This window comes from Martelella mediterranea DSM 17316 (genome assembly GCF_002043005.1).
Lineage (GTDB): Bacteria > Pseudomonadota > Alphaproteobacteria > Rhizobiales > Rhizobiaceae > Martelella > Martelella mediterranea.
In genome coordinates this window covers 1321727-1339900 of sequence record NZ_CP020330.1, presented here as the reverse complement: position 1 = coordinate 1339900, position 18174 = coordinate 1321727, and the positions used below count along the sequence as shown (strand labels likewise).

The window sequence follows — 18174 nt, the reverse complement described above, 5'->3', positions numbered from 1 at the left end:
GCCGTACCGGCCGCCATCTGGCAACCAGGCACGCCTCAGACAGGGCGACCGGGCCGCGAACGGCCCGGTCAATCTTTGCAAATCCTGATGGATATTTCGACCGTTACTTGATCGAGTCCCAGGTGTTCTGGATTTTCGTGGCAGCCTGCTCGGCTGACTGGCCACCGACGAAGTCAATCATGCCGGTCCAGAACGCGCCCGCACCGATCTTGCCCGGCATCAGGTCGGAACCGTCGAAGCGGAAAGTGGTCGCTTCCGTCAGGATCTCGCCCTGGCCGCGCAGCGCGTCATTGGCATAGGCTTCCGGGTTGACGCCGGTGAACGGCGTCAGGAAGCCGGACTGTGCCATCCAGACTTCATGCGCGATCGGGGTTTCCAGGAATTCGATGAAGGCCTGGGCCGCGGGGCTGTCCTTGGTGATGCCGAACAGTGTGCCGGCGCCGAGAACCGGCTTGCCGAGATCTTCGCCTTCATAGGCCGGGAAGTAGAAGAAGTCCGCATCCAGGCCAAGCTCGGTGCCTTCCGGGAAGAAGGACGGGATGAACGAGGCCATCTTGTGCATGTAGCACTTCGGCGGCGACGAGAAGAGGCCCTTGGGGCTGTCGCGGAAGTCGGTGGACGCCACGGCGGCAGCGCCGCCATCGACGAACTTGTCGTTCTTGGCGAACCAGCCGAATTCATCGATCGCATTGACGATGCGCGGATCGTTGAACGGAATTTCGTTGGTGACCCACTGGTCGTAGATTTCCGGCGGCTGCGTGCGCAGAACCATGTCCTCGACCCAGTCGGTGGCCGGCCAGCCGGTGGCGCCGCCGGAACCGAGACCGATGCACCAGGGCGTGCCGCCATCGGCGACGATCTGCTCGGTCAGCGCCTTCAGCTCTTCCATGGTTTCCGGCACTTCATAGCCGGCATCGTCGAAATTGTCCGGCACGTACCAGACCAGCGACTTCACGTCGGCCTTATAGGGAAACGCATAAAGCGCCTTCTCGCCGTCCTTGCCGGCATAGCTCGACAGATCGACCCAGGATTGGCCGGCGGCGTAATTCTCGGTGAGGAATTCGCCGACTTCGGCCGGAAGCTTGGTCAGCAGGCCCTTGGCGGCCAGATCGGCGGCAAGACCCGGCTGCGGGAACACCGCGATGTTCGGCGGGCTGCCGGCCTGGGTGTCGATCACGATCTGCTGCTCGAAGGAGTCCGAACCGGAATACTGTACATCGGCGCCGGTGGCTTCCTCGAAATAGGCGATCACGCTTTCGACCAGATCCTTGTCCGGGCCGAGCCAGGGACCGAAGATCGTCAGCGTCTGGTCCGAAATGTCGCCATGGGCTTCGGCAAACTGGTTGTAGCTGTCCCAGTTGAAGCGGGAATCCTCGCCAACGGGGAATTTAAGATCGGCGGCGCTGGCCGCGCCGGCGAAAAGCGCCAGCGTGGCAACGCCGGTCAGAAGAGCTCTGTTCATGTGATTTACCTCCCATCACATAGGGCCCTGTCGCGGGCCTTGGTTGTCATTCGGCACTTTATTCAAAGCGCTTTGACACCTTCAACCATTTCTCGCGCAAGGGTCAGGAGTCAACCCCCCGCGTCAAAAACAGGCGAAATTTTGGATGATTTGTCTCGGTTTGAATAATTTTCTTGACGACGGCTTGAAAACAATCCCATCAATCGCTTTGATAAATTTCAAGTTTCCCCAAAACGCTTTGAGGAGAGCGGAAAGGAAACACGAAGCCGGAAGTTGCAGCCGCATCAAGCATTTGCAATGAAGCCCGGCACGCCGGCTCAGCCCGCCGCGAAGACAGGATTGAAAAAGTCCTCAAACCCTGCGCCCGCCTGCGTGAACGCAAAGCCGGCAGGGCGCATGGCGAAAGGGGCCGGGCATGTGGGAGGATGAATGTGAACCTGAAGCAATTATCGGCCCGGCTCGGCCTGTCTCCGACCACGGTCAGCCGCGCCCTGAATGGCTATCCGGAGGTCAACGCCGCCACGCGCGAGCGCGTGATGAAGGCCGCGCGCGAAACCGGCTACCGCCCGAACCGGACCGCCCAGCGGCTGGCGACCGGCAAGGCCGGCTCGATCGGCCTCTTGATGCCGATCGGCGACCAGGTGATCTCGGATCTGCATTTCGGCGAATTTCTTAACGGGTTGGGCGAGCAGGCGCAGACGGAGGATTTCCACCTCGTCGTCATGCCCTCCGACCCCGCCGACGAGGTCACCGCGCTTCGAAGCCTTGCGACCAGCGGCTATGTCGACGGGTTGTGCCTCGCCTATATCCGCGAGAACGATCAGCGCATCGATTTGATGGAATCCTTCGGCCTGCCGTTCATCGTCCATGGCCGGTTCTTCGATGCGCCGCATGCCTATCCCTCGCTCGATGTCGACAATGAGGCCGCATTTTACGATGCGACCCGGCTGCTGCTGCAGCTTGGTCACCGCCGCATCGCGCTCATCAATGGCGACGAGAATTTCGGCTTTGCCATAAGGCGGCGCGATGGCGTCGCCAAGGCCTGCCGCGAGGCCGGGTTCGCGCTCGAACCCCGCTTTCACGTGTCGACGCAGATGACGGAGGCCGATGGGCAGCGCGCCGCCGAGCGGTTTCTGGCGCTTGCCGAAACGCCGAGCGCGATCGTCTGCTCGAGCATGATACAGGCGCTCGGCATCGTGCGGGCGATCGAGGCCGCCGGCATGACGCTCGGCGAGGACATCTCGCTGATATCCTATGACGATGTCCTGCCACTGCTGCGCCCGGAACTCTTCAGCGTGCCGCTGACGACCACGCGCTCATCGCTGCGTACCGCCGGCAAACGGATCGCCGAGCGGCTGATCAAACGCATCAACGGCACGGAGACGGATGATTTCGGCGAATTGTGGCGGCCGGAACTCGTGGTCCGGTCCTCGACCGGACGCGCGCCGGACTGATGTCTGCAGCCCTCACCGCCCGTATCGCTCAGAACTGGCGTATCCAGGCGTTGAGGCTGGCAAACCCTTCGGGGTTGATGGCATAGAACCGTTTTGTGCCCACGGGCGTGACCCGCACCAGATCGCTGTCCAGCAGCGCCTTCAGATGCTGCGACACAGCGGGCCTGCTGATGGGGAGCCCCTCAGACAGTTCGGTCACCGTCTTGGGTTCACGACGAAGCGCCATCAAAAGATGGCGCCGGTTGGGGTCCGCAATTGCGACAAATGGGTCAAATCTGCTCATCGCGGCACATTACGTCAAAGTCAGTAGGCCGGCAAGTAGTCGATTTCTTAAAACAATGGAATCAGAACCTTGCGGAGTCAAAATACTGAACGACGGTCTGGCTATCTTGCGCCTTATTTTTAGAGCCAACTAAAACCTGGGTCGGCTCAGTCGAAACCTGATTATTATTACCCAGTTTCGGCGTTATATTATCATTCGATGATGTCTGCGGCATTGCATCGCCCGGACGCCCGCCCTTTTGCGGGGATACGGGAGCAGCGGCATTGATGCGCGCGGCCGTCGGCCTGAACAGCGCGCGGAAGTCGGCATCTTCATTATAGGCGAGTTCGGTCGTCTCGCCCATCGCCGAAAGCTTGCGGGCCAGCTCGGTTCGGGCCGCGTCGATCGGGGCGTCGCTCACCGGCGCGGCCGGCTCGACCACAGCAAGCGCCGGCCTTGGCGTTGGCGCCGCGTTGACGCCCATCGCCGCTCCGCCGGTTTCTGCATAGGCAAGCCGGGGGCTGGGCACCGGCACCTCGCCATCGAACAGGCCGAAGCGATCGTCGTTGAACGCAGGATCATCCTGCTGCAGGGCGGCAACCTCCGTTGCCGGCGCGGCCGTGACCGGATCGGCGGCCTCCGAGACCAGAATATCGGCGACGGACACGCCCTCTTCCGGACCCAAGGCGGACGGACGCGTCTGCGGCAGCGGCACACTGGCGGCGGCCAGAGCCAGGGCTGGATCGGTGGCCGTTTCGACCGCTGTCGGCGTCGGATCGACCAGCGCTGTCGCAAGCGGCGTGCCGAGATCGGCCTCGCCGGCGCTCGGCCTGCTGAGCGGGAGCGGAATATCGAGATTGTCGAAGGTAACGGCCGCCGTCAGGATATCGACGGGACGCTGCGCGGGTTCGGTCTGGCGCTGCTGCGGCTGAGCCTGCTGGCGGGAAGGGCGGCTCGGCGTCGGCGGCTCGGCACTGCCCTTGTCCCTCTTGCCGAACAGCATGGAGAGCAGGTTGGGACGTTCATCCTCGTCGCCGTCATCCGCGCTTGCGACCTGGACGGGCTGCGACGACGCGACCGCGCCCTTGGCCTTGTACTCGGCCAGCGCCTCATTGTAACCCGGCAGCGGCTTGCCGTCTGCGGGCAGGTGCAGGGTATGCCCCTCAGGGAACAGCGCCACGAGCTGGTTGCGGCTCATGCGCGGCCAGGCGCGCACGCTCGCCACGTCGAGATGCACGAAGGGAGAACCGGATTTCGGATAGTAGCCGACCCCGCCGCGCTGCATTTTCATCGCGGTTGCGCGCAGCTTGGCCAGCGGCACGCCCGGAATGAAGAAGTCCATCGCGTTGCCAAGCATATGCTGCGATTTTTTGGCTACCCCGGAACTCGTGCTGCGCAGCATCGCGTTGGTTTCAGGCGAACGATAGGCCGAAACGACATTGATATAGTCGGTCGCGCCGACCTGCTGATAGACCTCCCAGACCAGATCGAACAGCTTAGGGTTCATCGTGGTCGGCTCCTTGCGACGCCAGTCGCGCAGGAACCAGTTGAGCTGCTCAAGCCCCTTCTTGTCGTAGCGGCCATTGCGCTTGAAGGTGATCTCGGCCTTCTCGCCGGTATGAATGTAATAGATCTTGAGTGTCCGGGTTTCCGCACGCGCCTCGACGCCGCCGAAAAAGCAAAGCGTCGCCGCCAGTACGGCCAGTACAGCAAATGTCCGACGCAAGAACGCGCGATATGGACGGATTGTCAAACCGGACTCTCCCTGGATTCTCTGAACGTCCCGAAGGCTTCCCCGAGCGCAAGGCACATGCCGACACAAGAGATTAGAACCTCTTTTTTGAAGGCGCAATGCGGCGCAAACGAGGCGATTTTCCGACACAATTTCAGGTCGCCTTTTATAGGCAACATTCCGTTAATTTCCAACCATCTTGCTATCAGATTAAGCTTACATAAGGGTTAACCCATTGTTGCAGATCAAATTTGTTTGGCGCTGCGGCCGTTTTTCGGCTTCCTCGGCCACGCCCATCGCGCGCCGCGGCGAGAGGGCGCAAATTCCGGCGTTGCGGGTGGCGGGCGCGGACCATATGTTGAGGCGGCATACAGATCACGAAAGGCAGCCCCATGTTCAATCCCCGTTTCCCCTCCCTTCCCGCCGATGCCGCCGCCGGCAGGGCGGAAAGCCCGGAACTTGGCGCCCTGCCCGAATGGGATCTGACCCATCTCTACCCGGGCGCGACATCGCCCGAATTCGCCGGCGATTTCGATGACGCCGCCAGAAAGGCCCGCGCTTTTTCCGAACGCTGGAAGGGCCATCTGGCCGAGGCCGCCGAAAAATCCGGCGATGACGGTCTGGGGGCCGCGACCGAAACCTATGAGGCGATCGGCGACACGCTCGGCCGGCTCGGCTCGTTCGCGGGCCTTTCCTATTATGCCAATGCGGCCGACCCAGCGCTGCGCAAGCTTTATGGCGACACCTCGACCCGGATCACCGAAATCTATGCCGATCTCCTTTTCTTCGAGCTCGAACTGAACCGGCTTTCCGAGGAGGCGATCGAACAGGCGCTTGCAAACGATCCGCGCTTTGCCCGCTACCGCCCCTGGGTGCTTGATCTCCGCAAGGAAAAGCCGCATCAGCTCGACGACCGGCTCGAACAGCTTTTCATGGAGAAGTCGACCACCGGGAGCCAGGCCTTCAACCGCCTGTTCGACCAGACCATGGACCGGATGCGTTTCACCGTCGACGGTGAGGAAATGCCGATCGAAAAGGCGCTCAACCTGTTGTCCGATAACAAGGAACCAGTGCGCCGCAAGGCCGCCGAGGCGCTTGCCGCGACCTTCAAGGACAATCTGCCGACCTTCTCGCTGATCATGAACACGGTCGCCAAGGATACCGAGATCAACAGCCGCTGGCACGCCTTCGAGGATATCGCCGACAGTCGCCACCTTTCCAATCGCGTCGAGCGCGAGGTGGTGGATGCGCTGACGGAAGCGGTACGCGAGGCCTATCCGCGCCTGTCCCACCGCTATTACGCGATGAAGGCGAAATGGCTCGGCATGGACCAGATGAACTACTGGGACCGCAACGCGCCGCTGCCCGATACCGCCGAACGGGTGATCCCGTGGGAGGAGGCGCGCGAGACCGTGCTTTCCGCCTATGGCGCGTTCTCGCCGGAAATGGGCGGCATCGCGCAGCGCTTCTTCGACGAGCGCTGGATCGACGCCCCGATCCGCCCCGGCAAGCGCACCGGCGCTTTCGCCCACCCGACCGTGCCCTCCGCGCACCCCTATGTGCTCGTCAACTATCTCGGCAAGCCGCGCGATGTCATGACGCTTGCCCATGAGCTGGGCCACGGCGTTCATCAGGTGCTAGCCGCCAAGCAGGGCGCGCTGATGTGCTCGACGCCGCTGACGCTCGCCGAAACCGCCTCCGTCTTCGGCGAAATGCTGACCTTCCGGGCGCTGCTTGCAAAGACTGCGGACAAGGCGACCCGCAAGGCGATGCTGGCGCAGAAGGTGGAGGACATGATCAACACGGTCGTGCGCCAGATCGCCTTCTACCAGTTCGAGCGCAAGGTCCACACCGCGCGCCGCGAGGGCGAGCTGACCGAGGATCAGATTTCCGAAATGTGGATGTCGGTGCAGGGCGAAAGCCTCGGCCCCGCGATCAAGCTCGCCGATGGCTACGAGACCTATTGGAGCTATGTGCCCCACTTCATCCATTCGCCGTTCTACGTCTATGCCTATGCCTTCGGCGATTGCCTGGTGAACTCGCTCTACGCCGTCTACCAAAACGCCGAAACCGGCTTCCAGGACAAGTATTTCGACATGCTGACGGCCGGCGGCACCAAGCATCATTCCGAACTGCTGAAGCCGTTCGGTCTCGATGCCTCCGACCCCGCCTTCTGGGGCAAGGGGCTGTCGATGATCGAGGGGCTTATCGACGAACTCGAAGCGCTGGAGTGAGATGACGCGCGGGCAGCAGGTCGTTTTCTGTGACGATCTTTCGGGCCGGATGCTCAGCTTTCGCGCGCCCGAGGATATCATCGTCGCCGAAACCGCCGAGGACTTTATTCCTGCACTTCAACGGATGGAGGCGGCCAGGGCCTCCGGCCGCTTTCTGGCGGGCTATATGTCCTACGAGGCGGGCTTTCTGCTCGAACCGGCGCTTGCAAGTCTTGCGCCGGAAAGCCCGGACCTGCCGTTTCTCTGCTTCGGCGTCTTCGACGCGCCGGAGCAGGCCGCCCCGCCGGCGCTCCAGCCAGAGACCGGCTTCCTGACGGACATCCGGCCCGCCTGGAGCTTTGAGGATTATCGCCCTCGTTTCGAGCGCCTGCATGCGCATCTGATGGCCGGCGATTGCTATCAGGGCAATCTGACCTTTCCGGTTCATGCGCGCTGGCGCGGCGATCCGCTCTCGGCCTTTCACGGCCTCGCCCGACAGCAACCGGTGCGCTATGCCACCTTCGTCGATCTCGCCGGCCCGCGCATCCTGTCGCGCTCGCCGGAACTGTTCTTCCGCGCCGATGCCAACGGCATGATCGAAACCCATCCGATGAAGGGCACCGCCCCGCGCGGCGGAACTCCAGCGGAGGATGCGGCGATCATTGCGGCGATGGGCGAGGACGACAAGATGCTGGCCGAAAACTGCATGATCGTCGACCTGCTCAGAAACGACATGTCGCGGATCGCCGAGCCGGGCTCTGTCCACGTGCCAAAGCTGTTCGAGATCGAGACCTATCCGACACTGCATCAGATGGTGAGCAAGGTGCGCGCCAGGCTTCACCCGGACACCACGATCGAGGCGATCTTCCGCGCGCTGTTTCCCTGCGGCTCGATCACCGGCGCGCCGAAGATTTCCGCGATGAAAATCCTGCACCGGCTGGAGGGCAGCCAGCGCGGCGCCTATTGCGGGGCGATCGGCCATATCGCGCCGGACGGGGCCATGCAGTTCAATGTGGCAATCCGCACCGTGAGCCTCTACGATGACGGGCGGGCGATTTTCAATGTCGGCGGCGGCGTCGTGCTCGATTCAACGGGGGCCGGCGAATATGAGGAAGCCCTGCTGAAAGCCCGTTTCGCCGCCCCCGCGCCCTTTAGCGCTGCCGCCGAGTGAGTTTGCCATGATCCTGATTTCCCTCACCTATATCCAGCCTCTGGAAGAAGTCGAAAAGTACTTCGACGGCCATATCGCCTGGCTGAACAGCTATTATGAATCCGGCGCCTTCGTCGCGTCCGGCCGCAAGGTGCCGCGCACCGGCGGTGTGATCATGGCGCGCGGCACGATGGCCGCGGTCGAGGAAATCTGCCGGCAGGACCCGTTCGTCTCCGAGGGCGTCGCCAGTTTCGAGCTGACGGAAGTGAATTTCACCCGGACGCTGCCCTCCCTTGAAGGCCTGAAGGATGGCGACTGAGCACCTGCGACTGATGCCCTATGGCCGCGCCTACAAGCCGTTCTCGATCGGCCTTTCCGCGCTCGATCCCGACAAATGGCTGGAGCCCGGCGACGATCTCGCGCGCTATCTCGCCGAAAAGGATCGCCTTCTGGCGACCCGCCGCAACGAGGTTTTCCGCGCCGATGACGACAGCCTCGATGCCGGCTGCGAGGCGCTTGCGCTGATCGCCGGGCACCTGGAGACGCGCCATGGCGATATCTACCAGCGCGATGGCGACAGGCTGCACTTTCTCGACCGCACCGTTGCGCTCGACGATCCCGCCGTTCCGCCGCTTGTGACCGCCGGCATGCTGATCGAGGACGATCTCGCGATCCTGATCAAGCGCGAGGATCGCTGGCATCTGGCGGCGGGCTTCATCGCCTTTCCTTCCTCCTGGTCGCTGGCCGAAAAGGCCGGCCGGCCGATGGACGAGGTGCATGCCGACGTGCCCGGCTTCTCAGTGGGCACCCGCAACGCCGCGCTGGTAGCCCGCATCTTCGACAATCTCAAGCCCGGCCTGCCGGCCGAGCGCTTCAACTGGTCGTTCAAGGGCGCCGATGCGCTGGCCATGCCGGTTTCCAAGCATCTTCCGGAAGACCCGTTCCGCCCCATCCGGCCGATCGCCGCTAATTTCATGCGGGTCGAGCGCCAGACGCTGACGCGCCTGCCGCAAACGGGCGCGATCCTGTTCACCATCCGCATCTACATGGACCCCGTCGAGGCCATTCTGCGCCATCCCGAGCGCAAGGCGATCGCGACCGCGATGATCGCGCAGCTTCAGCGATTGAGCGCCGACGAGCGCGCCTACAAGGGCATGGTTGACGCCGATATCGCGGCGCTGATCGCCTGGCTCGAAACGCTTTTGCGCTGACGATCGGCATTGACGACTGGAACTGCGGCCATAAATCCGCTTTACTTGAACGCGTTGGTGTGATCTCGCTTTGCGCGCGGGAACAATTATCGCCGCGTCACAATTCCGCTTTATAGCGCGACCGGAAGACCGGTCGGCGCGAAGCCTGGAAATGACCGCCGGTCGCCCGCCAGACAAACAAGAAGGACATGGAAATGCAGCAGGAATTCCCGATCCACGCCGAAATCACCGGCCCCATCGTCATGATCGGCTTCGGGTCCATCGGCCGCGGCGCATTGCCGCTGATCGAAAGGCATTTCCGGTTCGACAAGTCGCGCATGGTCATCATCGATCCGAGCGATGCCCACGCCAATCTCGCCGCCAATCACGGCGTGCGCTTCATCCACGCGGCGGTGACCAGGGACAATTACGAGGAACTGCTGGAGCCGCTCCTGACCGAGGGCGAAGGCCAGGGCTTCTGCGTCAACCTGTCGGTCGACACGTCCTCGCTCGACCTGATGAAGCTCTGCCGCTCGCTCGGCGTGCTCTATATCGACACCGTGATCGAGCCCTGGCTCGGCTTCTACTTCGACGAAAGCCAGGGCAATGCCGAGCGCACCAATTACGCGCTGCGCGAGACCGTGCGCAAGGAAAAGCGCAGGAACCCCGGCGGCACCACCGCCGTTTCCTGCTGCGGCGCCAATCCGGGCATGGTGTCCTGGTTCGTCAAGCAGGCGCTGGTCGATGTCGCCCGCGAGACCGGCGTGAGCTTCGCCGAACCCGCCGCCGACGACCGCGAGGGCTGGGCGGCGCTGATGAAGGAAGCCGGCGTCAAGGGCATCCACATCGCCGAACGCGATACCCAGCGCTCGAAATTCCTGCGCCCGCAGAATGCGTTCTGGAACACATGGTCGGTGGAAGGCTTCGTCGCCGAGGGCATGCAGCCGGCCGAACTCGGCTGGGGCACCCATGAGAAATGGATGCCGAAAAACGCCAGGACGCACAGAAAGGGCTGCAAGGCCGCGATCTATCTCGAACAGCCCGGCGCCAATACCAGGGTCAGGAGCTGGTGCCCGACGCCCGGCCCGCAATACGGCTTCCTCGTCACCCATAACGAGTCGATCTCGATTGCCGATTTCTTCACCGTCCGCAATGACAAGGACAAGGTCACCTATCGTCCGACCTGCCACTACGCCTACCATCCGGCCGATGTCGCCGTGCTTTCCCTCGACGAAATGTTCGGCAATGGCGGCACGCCGCAGAAGGAAATGCTCGTTCTCGAGGAAGCCGACATCCTGACCGGCATCGACGAGCTCGGCGTGCTGCTCTACGGCCACGACAAGAATGCCTACTGGTATGGCTCCAGGCTTTCGATGGAGGAGACCCGCAACCTGGTGCCCTACCAGAATGCCACGGCGCTGCAGGTGACCTCCGCGGTGCTCGCCGGCATGGTCTGGGCGCTGGAAAACCCAGAGGCCGGCATCGTCGAGGCCGACGAGATGGACTACCGCCGCTGCCTCGAGATCCAGATGCCCTATCTCGGCCCGGTCGAAGGCCACTACACCGACTGGACCCCGCTCACCGGCCGCCAGACCTTCTTCCCGGAGAAAAAGGACGAGAAGGACCCGTGGCAGTTCAAGAATATTCTGGTTCAGTTCTGAGGAAAAACCGGGGTTGGGAGCGGCCTTGCCGCCCGCCCCGGCCCCATGCGCCACACTCGCCGCGCCGATATCCGGTTTAGATTCGTGCTTTGTCTCCGGCGGAAACGCCGCAGCTCACAATCTCCCCCCTTGAGGGGGAGATGCCCCGACAGGGGCAGAGAGGGGTGAACCCTCTCGACAGTTTCGGAGTTCGCGGCGTCTGCCCGATACCCCTCTCTGTCGCTTTCGCGACATCTCCCCCTCAAGGGGGGAGATTGATGGCTACCGGCTCAGCAGGAGCCACCAGCATACCAGCCAGACTATGCCTCAGCCCTTCTTCGACTTCGCGCGCTCGATCGCCTCGACGATCAGCTTTTTGGCTTCGGTAGCATCGTGCCAGCCGAAGATCTTGACCCATTTGCCGGGTTCCAGATCCTTGTAGTGCTCGAAGAAGTGCTCGATCTGCTTGAGCTGGATTTCCGGAATGTCGGTGAAATTCTCGACCTTGTCGAAACGGGCGCTGAGTTCGCGCGAGGGAACGGCGATGATCTTTTCATCCTTGCCGGAATTGTCTTCCATCATCATCACGCCGATCGGGCGGACATTGATGACGCAGCCCGGCATCAGCGGACGGTGATTGCAGATCAGCACGTCGATCGGATCGCCATCGTCGGAGAGCGTATGCGGCACGAAGCCGTAATTGCCGGGATACATCATCGGCGTGTAGAGGAAGCGGTCGACGACCAGAACGCCGGCGTCCTTGTCCATCTCGTATTTGATCGGCTGGCCGCCGAGCGGGACTTCGACAATAACATTGATATCATCGGGCGGGTTCTTGCCGATCGCAATCGCTTCAATACGCATCTAGGTCTCCAGAAAAGGGGAAGAATTCGCCGCCTTGGATAGCCAAAATGCCCCGACAAAGCAACCGCGCGGAAAGAGTTGCGGCAATCGGGATGCGGCCGCGAAAGAATGACTATTCCCAGATATAGGAAACCTTGCCGAGCACCTTGCCGCCATGCTCCTCCTCGGCAAAGGCGAAGGGCTTGCCGCCAAGAGCTGTGAAGAAGGTGCCGGCGTGATCGAGCGCATCGAAACACCAGCAGATCGTGCCCTTGCAGCCGAGCGAAGCGAGCAGCCGGCGCGCCTCGGCAAACAGCACCCGGCCGAAGCCAAGGCCCTGATATTCCGGCAGAAGATAGATCTCGTAGATTTCGCCTTCCTGCGGCAGCGCCTTCACGCGGTTGAGGCCGACGCTGGCATAGCCCACCGGCTGGCCCTGCACCTCCAGCACCAGCAGCGTCTCCTCGCTGGCGATGGCATTCTTCCACCACGCGATGTTGCGGGCCGAAATCATGTCCTGAAGCGCGCGGTGAGGAAGGATGCCGGCATAGACCTGCTGCCATGCCAGCCAATGCACCCTTGCGATTTTCTCGGCGTCGGCCGCCTCTGCGGGCCGCACGTCGCTGGATAGTATCCTCATCGTCTCCAACCAGCATGTCATTGCGGTTAAGACCCAAGGATAAGACAAACTGAGCCGATTGCCCATCAAAATTAATTTACCGGTTGCTGACAGAGCGGCTCACCGCTTTTGTCGGTCCGCTTCAACGCGGCGGCGGAAGGCATCGAGCGTGGCGATGATCATGCCGGCAGGCATGGCCGGGTTGTCGAAAACGGCGGTAATCTCCACCACACGGCTGTTCTCACGCAACGCGGATATCGCCGGCCCGCCGCCGCCCTGAAGCCGGGCCATGTCCTTTGCGGTCGTGACCGGCAGCAAGGTCCCGGCATTGGCCAGCAGAGAGCGGGCCAATGCCTCCGATATCGGCTGGTGATCGGCAAGGGCGACGGCCCGGCGCACCCGCGCGCCGAGGCCTTCCAGCGTTGCGAAAAACTTCTCCGGATCGCCGATGCCGGCATAGGCCAGCACGTCCCGGCCGCCAAGGTCTTCGCCGCCCGGCACCGGCCGCTGATGCAGAACCTCGACTTGGCGATGGGCTTTGCGGGCAGCGTTGCGCACCTGTTCCTCCGCGCCGCCCGCGCCGTTCAGCAGGACGGCATCCACCTTCGGAAACTGCGCCGCAAGTGGCGCGCGCAGCGGACCGGCCGGCAGGCAGCGCCCATTGCCGAAGCCGCGCTTGGCATCGACCACGGCCACGGCGAAATCGGGCTTCAGCCGCCCGCTCTGCAGCCCGTCATCCATGATGATGAAATCGACGCCCGCCTGTTCCAGAAGCGCTGCCGCATCCACCCGCGCTGGCGAGACCGCGACCGGCGCCAGCCGCGACAGCATCAGCGCCTCGTCGCCGACATCGCGAAAGCCGTGGCGCTGCGGATCGACCAGCACCGCGCCCTCGACCTTCCCGCCATAGCCGCGCAGCAGAAAGCCTGGCCGTTTACCGCTTTTGCGTGCCGCGCGCGCCAGCGCTTCGGCCACCGGGGTCTTGCCCGTCCCGCCAACGGTGAAATTGCCGACGCACAGAACCGGCACGCCCACGCGAGCGCCCGCCGCCTGCCTCATCCGGCGGCCGGCGACAGCGGCGTAAATCCAAGAGACGGGAAGAAGAAGGAGGCTCAGGGGATGGCCGCGCTTCCACCAGAAGGCCCGTGTCGTTTTCTTCATATCGGGCACAACTCTCTGTCAGACCCCGGAGCAATGCGCTCCGTCAGGTAATCGCATTACGGTTCAACCAACAGATAGACCAGACAAACAACGCCGTGAAGGGCCGCTCCCCTTCCCGAAGATTTCGCCGCGCGCGACGAGACCGCTTGCTGACCGTTTCGGCCCCGGGAAACCTTTACTGCAGCGCCTTGCGTAGATTCTGCTCGGGCATCCGCTCCGGAACGATCGGCAACCGCTTCTTTTCGGGCACGGACTTGGGGCGCGCGGAGAAGCGGGCCTCGAGAATGAGCGGCGCGAGATAACGCTCCAGCCCCTTCATGGTGCGGATCAGCGCGCCGCGCATGTCGCGCACCCCGGCATAGCCGGCGGCGATCATGTGTTCGCGCGCGGCTTCGTCCCGCAGCAGCAGATCGACGGATTGCAGCAGAGCCTCCGTACTGTCGACGGTGCGCACCGCGCCGCGCTGGCGCAACTGACGATAGGTATCGCGGAAATTGTCAACATGCTGGCCCGTCAGGATCGCGGTGCCGAGCATGGCAGGCTCCAGTGGATTCTGCCCGCCGCGCGCCGTCATCGAGCGACCGACAAAGGCGATATCGGTGAGGCGGAGATAAAGCCCCATATCCCCGATCGTGTCGCCGAGATAGATATCGGTCTCCGCGTCGGGGCTTTCGCCGAGCGAGCGACGCTTGACCGAAAGTCCGTCGGCCGAAAACTGGGCGGCAAGCGCATCGCCGCGATCGGGATGGCGGGGAACGATGACGGTCAGAAGGTCGGGATGGCTCTCCTTGAGCGCGGCATGCACGTCGGCGGCATTCTTTTCCTCGCCGTCGAAGGTCGAGATCGCCGCCCACACCGGGCGCGCGCCGATTGCGTTCTTCAGCGCCTGCAGGGCCTCATCATCGGCGGGTGGCGCGCTGCGGTCGACCTTGAGATTGCCGGTGACCGAGACATGCAGCGCCCCGAGATCGGCGAAGCGCTCGGCGTCAAGATCGGTCTGCGCCATGACCAGCGAAAACCGCGAGAACATGGTGCGGGCAAGTTCGCGGCGCTGCATCCAGCGGTCGAATGAACGATCCGAAATTCGGCCATTGACCACAACCTGCGCGATCTTGCGTTTGGCGAGCTCCGCGATCGTGACCGGCCAGACCTCGGTTTCAACATTGATGGCGAGGTCAGGACGCCAATGATCAAGAAAGCGTGTTACCGCTGGCAGCGCATCCAGCGGTACGTATTGATGAATGACCGTATCCCCGAAGCGCTCCGCCGCCAGGCGCGCGGATGTCACCGTGCCGGTTGTCAGCAGAACGGAGATGCCGAATTCATGAATATTCTGGACGACCGAGGTGACGGCGAGCGTTTCGCCCACGCTTGCTGCGTGTATCCAGACGAGCGGACCTTCCGGTCTCTCCCGGTTGGAGCGGCCGAGACGCTCCCCCAGACGCGCCCTGTCCTCCTTGCCGCGCCGGACGCGATGATAGAGGATCGGCCGTAACAGCGGATAGCCGAGAATCCCGCCGAGTCGGTACGTGTTGCGGGCCAACCAAATAGAAATGCGTGATACCATTCCCTTGTCCGTTTACCCCGTTCTCGTGCATCGGATCAGCGGCCGCACCCACCACCATTGCGCGAATCATCCTACTTCAGAAAATAACATTTAGGAACAGGAAGAACCACGTCCTAAATATTCTATCAAACGTCTTCAGGCTGACCCGGAACGAAGTTCTTTTTTTCTTCTTATAAAGACTTCATCTGCTTTATTTTAAAGCAACTGCTTAATTTCACGCCACAAAGCAGTTGCAGGAGCGCCGTCTGGCGAAAGCGCTCTGGAGGCTAAAGCAGTCGCCTATACTGCGTCCGGAGCCATGAAAACGCAATACTCACGATTCCGGGTCGAGAAGCCGGTGCAGATGGACGATGAAGTAGCGCATATGGGCGTTGTCGACGGTCTGCTGCGCCTTGGACTTCCAGGCTGCATGGGCGCTGGCGTAATTGGGGTAGATACCGACGATATCAAGCGCGTCCAGATCGGTGAACTTCACGCCCTTCAGGCTCTCGAGCTCGCCGCCGAAGACCAGATGCAGGAGTTGCTTGTTTTCAACCGTATCAGCCATTTCATATCTCTCTTTGCTCATTGCCTCCCGCCATAGCGTGTCTCGGGTTTGGCCGTTTTTGTCAAGTGACGGGTCACATGACCGGCGGCGGCGCGAATTCGCGCATCAGCGTCCCGACCAGCGCCGGATTGCCCGCAAAAAGCGTCCCGTGGCGCAGCGCGCGGCGATTATAGGTCAACGGCCGCCCCGCGTCATCCACCAGCGACGCGCCGGCTGCGGCAAGGATGATATCGGCGGCGGCCAGATCCCAATCGTGTGAGTTAGGCCTCACAAGTGTGGCATCAAGACGGCCATCGGCCACCGAAGCCAGCCTGTAGGCGAGCGAAGGAATATGCGCGGCCTTGCTTATGCGCGCGCGAAAGGGCGGGCTGAAGCCATCGAGCATCGCCGCCGGCAGGCAAAGCTCCAGGTTTCCGGTTTCGCCGCGCAGCGTTGAGGCCGCAATCGGAAGACCGTTTTTCAGCGCCGGACCGCCGAGGGCGGCGGTAAACACCTCGTCAAGCGCCGGCGCGACGAGGACGCCGGCCACCGGGCGGCCACCGCGCACCACCGCCACGCTGACCATCCAGTTCTTCTTCCCCTTGAGAAAACCGCGCGTGCCATCGATCGGGTCGACCACGAAGGTGGCATCGGCTTCCAGCCGGGCGAAGTCGTCGCCGCTTTCCTCCGAAAGCCAGCTATAATCCGGCCGCGCCCTCAGCAGCAGATCCTCCAGGCACTCATTGGCGGCGAAATCGGCGGCGCTGACCGGCGACTGACCGGAGTTCTTCCACCAGACCTCGGGGTTCTGGCCGAAATGGGAGAGCGCGACCGCACCCGCCTCGCGCGCCGCATCGGTAATCAGCGCCAGATCGGCCTGGATATCGGCAACCAACGGCTCGGCCACGGCGGACCTCACGAGCCGGCGAGGGTGACGCCCTCGACGAGAATGCTGGGGGTGGCAATCGAGAACCGGCGGTCGATATCGCTGGCCGGCGTCATCGCCATGAACATGTCCTTCAGATTGCCGGCAATGGTCATCTGAGACACCGGATAGGCGATCTCGCCATTCTCGATCCAGAACCCGCTCGCCCCGCGCGAATATTCGCCGGTCACCATGTTGACGCCATGGCCGATCAGTTCCGTGACATAGAGCCCGGTTCCGATGTCGGCCATCAGTTCGGCGGGCGTCTTCGGGCCGGGCTCGAGTACCAGGTTGGTCGGCGCGGCGGACAGCGAATTGCCGGAGCGGGTGCCGCGGCCATTGGTCTCGAAGCCGAGTTCCCGGCCGAGCGCGGTCGACAGGAACCATTGCCGCAGCACGCCGTCCTCGACCATGACCAGCCGTTCGCTCAAAACGCCTTCGCCATCGAAGGGCTGGGAGCCGGCGCCGCGGCGGATCGCCGGATCGTCAATCAGGTTGAGCCCGGCCTTCAAAACCGGCTTGCCGAGCTTATCTCTGAGAAAGCTGGTCTTGCGCGCGACGGAAGACCCCGTAATCGCGCCGGCGAGACTGCCGATCATGCTTGCGGCAAGACGCGGCTCGAAGATCACCGCGGCGTTGCGACGCGTCGGCACCTGGCGCGGCGAGAGCCGGGCTGCGGCCCGTTCGCCGGCCTTACGGCCGATCTCTGCCGGCGGATCGAGATCGCCGTCATGGGCGCGCGCGTCGTAATCGTGATCGCGCTGCATGCCGGCCCCCTCGCCCGCCACGACGGAGACCGAGACGGAGGAATAGGAACGGCGGTAGCCGCCCGAAAAGCCGTCGGAGGTCACCAGCACGAAACCGACCTCGCCGCGCGAGGCCCCGGCGCCCGAGCTCCTGGTGACGCCCTTTACGTCAAGCGCTGCCGCCTCGGCCGCAAGCGCGCGCTCGGCGAGCGCCTCGGGCGAAACCTCTGTCTCGTCGTAAAGATCGAGGTCAGGGGCTTCGCGGGCAAGCCGGGCGCTGTCGGCAAGGCTGGCATAAGGATCTTCGGGCGAGACGGCGGCCATGGCGAGGGCGCGCTCGACCAGCGTGTCGATATCGCTGTCGTCATTGGTGGAGACGCTTGCGACCTTCGCGCCGCGGAACACGCGCAGCGAGAAACCCCTGTTTTCGGAGGCCTTGGCGTTTTCGCGCTTTCCGTCGCGCACCGAGATGCCGTGCGAGGCGCCCTGCGAGACGACGACATCGGCGGCATCCGCGCCCTTCTTCTTCGCGACGGCGAGAATCTTCGACGCGGTGTCGATCAATTGATCGGGAACCCTTGATGATGACATGGCATTTGGCCTTTCCTTGCGCCCTCATTTATTGTTCACTTCATTGCGCATCAAGTGCCGTTCCCCCGGCCCTCCCCTTTTCTTGCATCCAGG

At 63.0% G+C, this 18174-nt stretch carries 16 protein-coding genes; 6 read left to right on the top strand and 10 right to left on the bottom strand.

What is annotated here, in order from left to right:
- Positions 1-103: 103 nt before the first annotated feature.
- On the bottom strand, positions 104-1462 hold the full coding sequence (locus tag Mame_RS06200) for an ABC transporter substrate-binding protein (RefSeq protein WP_018065163.1): 1359 nt from the start codon (positions 1460-1462) through the stop codon (positions 104-106).
- 431 nt (positions 1463-1893) lie between these two features.
- On the opposite strand from Mame_RS06200, the gene Mame_RS06195 reads away from it, so the two are divergent.
- A complete protein-coding gene (locus tag Mame_RS06195) occupies positions 1894-2916 on the top strand; it encodes a LacI family DNA-binding transcriptional regulator (protein WP_026173536.1) in 1023 nt (340 codons plus the stop codon).
- A gap of 28 nt (positions 2917-2944) precedes the next feature.
- Here the strand turns inward: Mame_RS06195 and Mame_RS06190 are convergent, their stop codons facing one another.
- Together Mame_RS06190 and Mame_RS06185 are read right to left on the bottom strand one after the other, a co-directional pair.
- The gene (locus tag Mame_RS06190; protein ID WP_018065161.1) at positions 2945-3199 is read right to left on the bottom strand and encodes an ArsR/SmtB family transcription factor; all 255 of its coding nucleotides are present in this window, start codon (positions 3197-3199) and stop codon (positions 2945-2947) included.
- A gap of 61 nt (positions 3200-3260) precedes the next feature.
- Positions 3261-4874, bottom strand: a complete 1614-nt coding sequence (locus Mame_RS06185; RefSeq protein WP_412768649.1) for a peptidoglycan L,D-endopeptidase MepK — start codon at positions 4872-4874, stop codon at positions 3261-3263.
- A 428-nt stretch (positions 4875-5302) separates the two neighbouring features.
- Here Mame_RS06185 and Mame_RS06180 point away from each other — a divergent pair, with 428 nt between their 5' ends.
- The 5 genes from Mame_RS06180 to Mame_RS06160 all read left to right on the top strand — a co-directional run bounded on the left by Mame_RS06180 (position 5303) and on the right by Mame_RS06160 (position 11124).
- Positions 5303-7144 (top strand): M3 family oligoendopeptidase, encoded by a 1842-nt coding sequence (locus Mame_RS06180; RefSeq protein WP_018065158.1) that lies wholly within the window; start codon positions 5303-5305, stop codon positions 7142-7144.
- A gap of 1 nt (position 7145) precedes the next feature.
- Positions 7146-8294 (top strand): aminodeoxychorismate synthase component I, encoded by a 1149-nt coding sequence (locus Mame_RS06175; protein ID WP_018065157.1) that lies wholly within the window; start codon positions 7146-7148, stop codon positions 8292-8294.
- Between the two features lie 7 nt (positions 8295-8301).
- Complete coding sequence (locus tag Mame_RS06170; protein ID WP_018065156.1) at positions 8302-8592, top strand: YciI family protein; 291 nt, start codon at positions 8302-8304, stop codon at positions 8590-8592.
- Positions 8582-9484, top strand: a complete 903-nt coding sequence (locus tag Mame_RS06165) for a heme-dependent oxidative N-demethylase family protein (protein ID WP_018065155.1) — start codon at positions 8582-8584, stop codon at positions 9482-9484. The genes Mame_RS06170 and Mame_RS06165 overlap by 11 nt, the downstream gene beginning before the upstream one ends.
- A 194-nt stretch (positions 9485-9678) precedes the next feature.
- Complete coding sequence (locus Mame_RS06160; RefSeq protein WP_018065154.1) at positions 9679-11124, top strand: homospermidine synthase; 1446 nt, start codon at positions 9679-9681, stop codon at positions 11122-11124.
- 306 nt (positions 11125-11430) lie between these two features.
- On the opposite strand, the gene ppa is transcribed toward Mame_RS06160, so the two are convergent.
- The 7 genes from ppa to Mame_RS06125 all read right to left on the bottom strand — a co-directional run bounded on the left by ppa (position 11431) and on the right by Mame_RS06125 (position 18081).
- A complete protein-coding gene (ppa, locus tag Mame_RS06155) occupies positions 11431-11967 on the bottom strand; it encodes an inorganic diphosphatase (RefSeq protein WP_018065153.1) in 537 nt (178 codons plus the stop codon).
- Positions 11968-12079: 112 nt separating this feature from the next.
- Entirely contained in the window at positions 12080-12586 is a 507-nt protein-coding gene (locus tag Mame_RS06150; protein ID WP_026173535.1) for a GNAT family N-acetyltransferase, read from the bottom strand.
- A gap of 99 nt (positions 12587-12685) precedes the next feature.
- Positions 12686-13726 carry a tetraacyldisaccharide 4'-kinase gene (gene lpxK / locus Mame_RS06145; protein WP_018065151.1) on the bottom strand — a complete coding sequence of 347 codons (1041 nt, stop codon included), beginning with the start codon at positions 13724-13726 and terminating at the stop codon, positions 12686-12688.
- Between the two features lie 175 nt (positions 13727-13901).
- Positions 13902-15293 carry a lipid IV(A) 3-deoxy-D-manno-octulosonic acid transferase gene (gene waaA / locus Mame_RS06140; protein ID WP_079920707.1) on the bottom strand — a complete coding sequence of 464 codons (1392 nt, stop codon included), beginning with the start codon at positions 15291-15293 and terminating at the stop codon, positions 13902-13904.
- A gap of 313 nt (positions 15294-15606) precedes the next feature.
- Positions 15607-15840, bottom strand: coding sequence for a DUF4170 domain-containing protein (locus Mame_RS06135; RefSeq protein WP_018065149.1), 234 nt, complete (start codon positions 15838-15840; stop codon positions 15607-15609).
- 73 nt (positions 15841-15913) lie between these two features.
- Positions 15914-16726, bottom strand: coding sequence for a 3'(2'),5'-bisphosphate nucleotidase CysQ (locus Mame_RS06130; protein ID WP_018065148.1), 813 nt, complete (start codon positions 16724-16726; stop codon positions 15914-15916).
- Between the two features lie 8 nt (positions 16727-16734).
- Complete coding sequence (locus tag Mame_RS06125; protein WP_018065147.1) at positions 16735-18081, bottom strand: TldD/PmbA family protein; 1347 nt, start codon at positions 18079-18081, stop codon at positions 16735-16737.
- Positions 18082-18174 lie beyond the last annotated feature (93 nt).

What these genes read in the sequence shown, in the direction of transcription:
- Mame_RS06200 (WP_018065163.1), bottom strand. Translation starts at nt 1,462, where the DNA reads ATGAACAGAGCTCTTCTGACCGGCGTTGCCACGCTGGCGCTTTTCGCC.
- Mame_RS06190 (WP_018065161.1), bottom strand. Translation starts at nt 3,199, where the DNA reads ATGAGCAGATTTGACCCATTTGTCGCAATTGCGGACCCCAACCGGCGC.
- Mame_RS06180 (WP_018065158.1), top strand. Translation starts at nt 5,303, where the DNA reads ATGTTCAATCCCCGTTTCCCCTCCCTTCCCGCCGATGCCGCCGCCGGC.
- Mame_RS06175 (WP_018065157.1), top strand. Translation starts at nt 7,146, where the DNA reads ATGACGCGCGGGCAGCAGGTCGTTTTCTGTGACGATCTTTCGGGCCGG.
- Mame_RS06170 (WP_018065156.1), top strand. Translation starts at nt 8,302, where the DNA reads ATGATCCTGATTTCCCTCACCTATATCCAGCCTCTGGAAGAAGTCGAA.
- Mame_RS06165 (WP_018065155.1), top strand. Translation starts at nt 8,582, where the DNA reads ATGGCGACTGAGCACCTGCGACTGATGCCCTATGGCCGCGCCTACAAG.
- Mame_RS06160 (WP_018065154.1), top strand. Translation starts at nt 9,679, where the DNA reads ATGCAGCAGGAATTCCCGATCCACGCCGAAATCACCGGCCCCATCGTC.
- ppa (WP_018065153.1), bottom strand. Translation starts at nt 11,967, where the DNA reads ATGCGTATTGAAGCGATTGCGATCGGCAAGAACCCGCCCGATGATATC.
- Mame_RS06150 (WP_026173535.1), bottom strand. Translation starts at nt 12,586, where the DNA reads ATGAGGATACTATCCAGCGACGTGCGGCCCGCAGAGGCGGCCGACGCC.
- lpxK (WP_018065151.1), bottom strand. Translation starts at nt 13,726, where the DNA reads ATGAAGAAAACGACACGGGCCTTCTGGTGGAAGCGCGGCCATCCCCTG.
- waaA (WP_079920707.1), bottom strand. Translation starts at nt 15,293, where the DNA reads ATGGTATCACGCATTTCTATTTGGTTGGCCCGCAACACGTACCGACTC.
- Mame_RS06135 (WP_018065149.1), bottom strand. Translation starts at nt 15,840, where the DNA reads ATGGCTGATACGGTTGAAAACAAGCAACTCCTGCATCTGGTCTTCGGC.
- Mame_RS06125 (WP_018065147.1), bottom strand. Translation starts at nt 18,081, where the DNA reads ATGTCATCATCAAGGGTTCCCGATCAATTGATCGACACCGCGTCGAAG.